Raw genomic sequence first — 6,086 nt, forward strand, 5'->3', positions numbered from 1 at the left:
CGCGCGGCTAAAACATACCTTTCAGCGCCTTTCCGTTCAAGTAATCAAATTTCTTGCCCTGGTAAATATTATTTTCTTCCATGTAGTCTTCGATCTTTTTTTTCACCAGCCACCAGCTGACCCCCCAGTTGCAGAACAACGTGTTATCTTTCGGCCCCTTGCCCACCAGGCGCTGGATTACTATTTCCGGATCAAGATGCTCTAAAAAACAGGCTACTCTTTGGATATAATCCTGCATAGAAATGATTTCAAGCCGGCCTTTTTGGTACATGTCACCGAGAGGAGTACCCCCCACCACATAGAGGGAATGCAGTTTGGCATATTCCACCCGCAGAGCGGAAAGGACCTTGGCGTTTTCTACAGCGTCCTGATGATTATCCCAGGGCAAATTAAGAATCAAGTGGGCACAGACCGCAAAATTCCTGGTTTTGATCCGGTTAACAGCATCAATGAATTCAGCCAGGGTGTGCCCCCGGTTAACCAGCGCCAAGGTATGATAATTAACCGTTTGCAGGCCAAGTTCAATGTTCACGTCAATTCCTTTATCAATACTTACTTCCTGCAGAAAGTCCAGGTAATGCTCATTAACGCAATCCGGTCTGGTTGAAATAGATATTGCTACTAAGTCATCGGCGGTTATCGCTTCCAGAACATTATCCCGGAAACGCTTAAAAGGCAAATAAGTATTGGTAAAAGCCTGGAAATACACGATAAATTTTTTAGCTTGAAAACGCTTGCTGAAATATGCCTTGTTCTCTTCCAGTTGACGTCTTACTGAAAATGTATTAGACAGACAATCAAAGCCGGAGCCCTGCTCATCGCAAAAAACACATCCGCCTTCTCCCACCTTGCCGTCCCTATTCGGGCACGTACCCGGCAGGTTAACCGGGAGTTTATATACCTTTTCCCCGTATTTTTTCATCAGATGATTAGAGTAACGGTTGTAGAGGGCTGTATTCATGGTTTACCTTATCCATATCTTTTTTCTACCATTCTATCACAGCCTGTTTCTTAAATAAAATTTATATATACAAAGAGTAGAACAACCTTAGTTCTTGCAATGAACGGCCTTACAGGTTATCATTATTTAAGTGTATGCTCAACAAGCTGGTTAACTTAAATGGTAAAGGAGAACGTTTAAGAATTGACTAATAGGAATCAATCTGAGAATATATTCGCGAGAACTGCTGTCAGCCTTCGATTAGCTTGGCATTATCTATTGATCCTAACCGCGTCGTTCGCGTACCTGTACCGTGATATTCCAATAATTTCTCCTATTCCAGCATTACTGTTTGTTTTTGTGCTATTTTTCTTTCGCAATCCAAAAAGAAACATACCAGAGGATAAAAACCTGATTCTTTCACCGGCGGACGGCATAATCCTTGAAATAGAAGAAACCTTTGAAGATAAATTTATAATGGACAAAACTATCCGGGTGGCAATCTTTTTGTCTATTTTTAATGTGCATATTAACCGCTCGCCATTAAAAGGAGAAGTCAAATACAGGCATTATCGTCCTGGAAAATTCATACCGGCTTTCAAAAGCCACGCCTCGGAAATCAATGAAAAAAATTTCATCGGCATTGAAAGCAACGGCTTTAAAATAATGGTTTGCCAAATAACCGGATTTATCGCCCGCAGGATAAAATGCTGGGTTAATGAAGGAAATGTTTTATCTGCCGGGGATATCATCGGCATTATCAAATTTGGTTCCGGTAATGAACTATTTCTCCCGCCCGGCACAAAGATACTCGTTAAAAAAGGTGAACGCGTCAAGGCAGGAGAAACCGTGATAGGGATACTGCCCGACGAGATTCTATAAACTGGAACAACCCATTTATCCTTCAAAGATAAGACAGGGGTGAATACGTGAGCAGGATTGAAATGGCACCAAATATATGTACCGCGGCCAATTTACTGTTAGGCGTCGTAGCCCTGGCCAACACTCTAAACCATAACTACACTCTGAGCACTATCTTGATCATTTTGGCGGCTTTGCTGGATCGTTTCGATGGAATGCTGGCTCGCCGGTATAACGCGGTATCAGCGTTTGGCAAAGAATTTGATTCTCTGGCTGATCTGGTTTCTTTCGGAGTAGCGCCGGCCGCCCTGATGTACAGCTCCATGGCGGGAAATTGGAGCTTGGCGGGATTGGTATGTTTTTGTATTTTTACGCTGTGCGGGGGTTTAAGGCTGGCCAGGTATAACGTGACGTGCACATCCTCCTTTTTCCAGGGTCTTCCCATTACTGTTTGCGGAACCGCACTGGCTGTAATGGTTTTGCTTGTACCCAACCATATGGTAATATTGGCTGCCAGTTTTATTCTGGCGCTGGCTATGATCAGCACGATACGCATACCCAAAATTTAGAAAAAAGCTTTAAAGTAAAGCTTTAATATTATTTTTTACCATGCCGGAAGTAGTATTAAAAAATTCGTTTAAGTCTAAAATCACTTTTTCCGCCGCGACATTGATTAACTTTGCGACCTTTTTCACATCAATCTCCACATGATGTCTATACTGCATCTGTATATAGTATTTTTTAGCCAGCGATTCAGCGGTAGCCCTTTCTATTTCAACAAACCCGGCAAACTTTTCAACCCGTCGCGCAAAATTAAGGCTATTTTTTCCCCAGAGTTCTTGAAGTATTTCATCAACGTCATTGATTAGACCTCTGTTATAAAGCGCGGTTTTAATTCTTTCGCTATAATAGTCCGTTGAACTGATGATAGTTTCCACGCCCATTTCAATAATATTATGAGCTTTCCACCATCCCATTTCCGCAGGGATATCGCACGCTTCCACTGTCTGCGCAATAAAGGATCTTGCTTTTTCAAAGCAATATCCTTTTTCATAATCCAGATATTTCTCATCTCCGTAATAGTCCAAGCCCTTTGGCTCAAACCCGTGAGTAGATACAGCCTTCCCCAAATCCAGTATTAAATCATCCTTGCCGGCAAAATTGTATATTTCCACACCCTTGCTATGAGCCTCATAGTGGCTAAAATCCTTCCCGACAAGCATATCCGGCAATATACTTCCTAAAGTAACAATATCCCCCTGCTTTCCCAGTACAGTCTCGGCAAAATATACATGAGTTTGCGGGTACAACTGATTGCCCTCCATAAATTTTTTATACGAGCAAAAAAACCAAACAATCAACTGACTATTGGTAAAGTAAGTCTAACTCAAATCTTTTCTGATTACAATAGGTTTTACATTCATTCTACAAAGTCTGTCTTTAACCGTCTCAAAATCTGTGATACGAACAATCTGAAATACCAAAACTTGTTATCAGCCTGCATATAAAGGAAAATACAGCCACAGAATAATTCCTGGCTGCATTTTCCTTTATATTTCTTATACTTTTAAGTCTTATACTTTTAAGCATTTATGTTTAATACCCTTCAGCTTCTATATGCTGATTAGGCCCATTCTTAACTTCTATAAATGGAAACGCCGTCGCCGGCAACAAATACATTGGTGTAATGTTTTAAACTATTGACAGAAGTATGGGAAGGGCTTATATTTTATTTAATAATTAAATATTAGCTGAGACAGATGAGATGAGTTAATAGATTAGCTTTAGCGGAGCTTGGCTAGATGCGCATAGACCAGGGCTTGCTTAGGCTCTGGTTTTTTTATACCTAAACACACTTATTTATATTATTTTTTCAAGGAGGAAAAAAGATGATTCAAAAAGCAATACAGGAAGCGCTTAATGGAAAAGACCTTGATTTTGAAACCGCCAAAGTGGTTATGAAGGAAATGATGGAAGGAACAGCCACTCAGGCGCAGATGGGCGCCTTGCTCGCGGCGCTGCGGATGAAGGGAGAAACGGTGGAAGAAATTACCGCCTGCGCTACCGTCATGCGTGAAAAGGGGCTGAAAATCAAACCTGTGCGCAATGTCATCGACATTGTCGGAACAGGCGGCGACGAAACTGGCACCTTCAACATTTCCACCACGTCCGCCTTTGTGGTGGCGGCCGGCGGCATTCCCGTGGCAAAACACGGCAACCGCGGCGTATCCAGTAAAAGCGGCGCGGCTGATGTGCTGGAGTGTCTTGGGATCAACCTTAATCTGACCCCCGAGCAGAATGAAAAAATACTGGCGCAGAGCAACATCTGTTTTATGTTCGCACCGGTCTATCATTCTTCCATGAAATACGCGGCACCGGTACGCAGGGAAATGGGAGTGCGCACCATCTTCAACGTATTGGGCCCGCTGTCCAATCCGGCGGGAGCCACCATGCAGCTGATGGGTGTGTACGACCGCACGCTGGTGGAACCGCTTGCACAGGTGCTTGCCAACCTTGGCGTAGTCCGCGGCTTGGCGGTCAGCGGCAGTGACGGCATGGACGAGGTGACCCTCACCGGGGAAACCCACGTCTGCGAAATTCGCCATGGCGAACTGACTAGCTACGATATCACCCCTGAAGAGTTTGGGTTCAGCCGCTGTCAACTGCAGGATCTGGCCGGCGGCACACCTGAAGACAACACCCGGATTACCCGGGACATCCTGACCGGCAAAGAGAAGGGAGCCAAGCGGGACGTGGTGGTGCTCAACGCGGCAATGGCACTTTATCTAGGTATTGACAACTGCACTGTGGGAGATTGTGTCAAGATAGCCCAGGAACTGATCGACAACGGAAAAGCCGTAGCCAAACTTGATGAATTTTGCAAACTAACAAATGAAGTGGCTTAAATGATGCATACTACCATTGCAGCCGCCGCCCGTGCCGGGATAAAGCGGATGGAAGCGGCAGTTTCAGGAAGGGAGGTTTAACGGTAAATGGTATTTGTATTAAAACCGGGGGTACCTCAACAAAAGATCGAGCGGTTTATACAGAAAATTGAATCCTGGGGCTTTCAAACTTTTTTAAGCACTGGCACCGAGCATACGGTAATCTGTCTGATCGGCAACACTGCCACAATCGATTTGGACTCAGTTGTCCAGATGAACGACATTATAGAGTATGGCAAGCGCGTTACGGAACCCTACAAAGCGGTTAACAGAACAGTCCATCCTGAGGACACGATGGTTAACGCCGGAAATGTGCCCATCGGTAACGGAATGTTTCAAGTAATATCCGGGCCCTGTTCGGTGGAAAGCGAAGAACAGATTATTGAGGTGGCCAAGTCAGTAAAAGCCAGCGGCGCCACCATGCTGAGGGGCGGAGCCTTTAAACCGCGCACTTCACCTTATGCCTTTATGGGACTGGGCAAGGAGGGACTCCAGCTGCTGCTGGCGGCCAAGAGAGAAACCGGCTTGCCTATTGTTACCGAGGTAATGAATCAGACACAACTGCCTTTGTTCGAGGACATTGACGTGCTCCAGGTCGGCGCCAGAAATATGCAGAACTTCGATTTGCTGAGGGAAGTGGGGCGATACAATAAGCCTGTCCTTCTTAAAAGAGGCCTTGCCAATACGCTGGAGGAGCTCCTGATGAGTGCCGAATACATCATGTCCGAAGGAAACAGCCAGGTCATCCTTTGCGAGAGAGGGATACGCACTTTTGAAACCTCCACACGCAACACCTTGGACCTGTCTGCCGTTCCACTCCTAAAGCAGAAAACTCATCTTCCGGTTATTGTAGACCCCAGTCATGCTGCCGGCATTCGGGTACTGGTGGCGCCGCTGGCGCGGGCCGCGGTAGCGGTAGGGGCCGACGGCTTAATGATTGAAACCCATAACGATCCCGCCCAGGCCCGGAGCGACGGGGCTCAATCCCTAAATCTGGCGCAGTTTGAGGTTTTGATGGAGGATCTGAAGCGCCGGATTGAATTTGAGGGAAAACATATCGGAACGGCATGACTTCTCTAGCTTCCATGAATTTGACATAGCGCCGCCTTGTAGTTATCATCAATATTTTATTCCCGGGTCATCAGCCATAAAATTAACAGTTCCCTCCGGATAAAAAACGTTATAATGACTTATTTGAGGATCAGGATTTTGCTTGTTAGCGGTATAATAAAATGCAGCAAAAACGGCCACTAAAAATGCAGCAAAAATGGCCACCAAATACAGCACTCAGCTGGAAGAAATGGAAATGTGCTACCATGGACACAAATCCATTTACAAGG

Annotated in this window: 6 protein-coding genes; 4 read left to right on the plus strand and 2 right to left on the minus strand. The window is 45.2% G+C overall.

Annotated features, from left to right (window positions below; all coding sequences use genetic code 11):
* Nucleotides 1-7 precede the first annotated feature (7 nt).
* Entirely contained in the window at nt 8-961 is a 954-nt protein-coding gene (gene mnmL / locus L9W92_RS15320; protein WP_240084617.1) for a tRNA modification radical SAM protein MnmL/YtqA, read from the minus strand.
* A gap of 183 nt (nt 962-1,144) precedes the next feature.
* On the opposite strand from mnmL, the gene L9W92_RS15325 reads away from it, so the two are divergent.
* Nucleotides 1,145-1,822 (plus strand): phosphatidylserine decarboxylase family protein, encoded by a 678-nt coding sequence (locus tag L9W92_RS15325; protein WP_282442384.1) that lies wholly within the window; start codon nt 1,145-1,147, stop codon nt 1,820-1,822.
* 62 nt (nt 1,823-1,884) lie between these two features.
* A complete protein-coding gene (gene pssA, locus L9W92_RS15330) occupies nt 1,885-2,370 on the plus strand; it encodes a CDP-diacylglycerol--serine O-phosphatidyltransferase (RefSeq protein ID WP_240084619.1) in 486 nt (161 codons plus the stop codon).
* A 9-nt stretch (nt 2,371-2,379) separates the two neighbouring features.
* Here pssA and L9W92_RS15335 read toward each other — a convergent pair whose 3' ends face one another.
* Nucleotides 2,380-3,111 (minus strand): hypothetical protein, encoded by a 732-nt coding sequence (locus L9W92_RS15335; protein ID WP_240084620.1) that lies wholly within the window; start codon nt 3,109-3,111, stop codon nt 2,380-2,382.
* A gap of 579 nt (nt 3,112-3,690) precedes the next feature.
* Here L9W92_RS15335 and trpD point away from each other — a divergent pair.
* Both trpD and aroF read left to right on the plus strand, forming a co-directional pair.
* Nucleotides 3,691-4,707, plus strand: coding sequence for an anthranilate phosphoribosyltransferase (gene trpD, locus L9W92_RS15340; RefSeq protein WP_240084621.1), 1,017 nt, complete (start codon nt 3,691-3,693; stop codon nt 4,705-4,707).
* Nucleotides 4,708-4,794: 87 nt separating this feature from the next.
* Nucleotides 4,795-5,817 (plus strand): 3-deoxy-7-phosphoheptulonate synthase, encoded by a 1,023-nt coding sequence (aroF, locus tag L9W92_RS15345; RefSeq protein ID WP_240084622.1) that lies wholly within the window; start codon nt 4,795-4,797, stop codon nt 5,815-5,817.
* Nucleotides 5,818-6,086: the final 269 nt, after the last annotated feature.

Origin of the sequence: Pelotomaculum terephthalicicum JT, assembly GCF_022410535.1 — a bacterium.
GTDB lineage: Bacteria > Bacillota > Desulfotomaculia > Desulfotomaculales > Pelotomaculaceae > Pelotomaculum_D > Pelotomaculum_D terephthalicicum.

Coding starts and splice junctions, on each gene's coding strand:
- pssA (WP_240084619.1), top strand. CDS start 1,885: ATGGCACCAAATATATGTACCGCGGCCAATTTACTGTTAGGCGTCGTA.
- aroF (WP_240084622.1), top strand. CDS start 4,795: ATGGTATTTGTATTAAAACCGGGGGTACCTCAACAAAAGATCGAGCGG.
- mnmL (WP_240084617.1), bottom strand. CDS start 961: ATGAATACAGCCCTCTACAACCGTTACTCTAATCATCTGATGAAAAAA.
- trpD (WP_240084621.1), top strand. CDS start 3,691: ATGATTCAAAAAGCAATACAGGAAGCGCTTAATGGAAAAGACCTTGAT.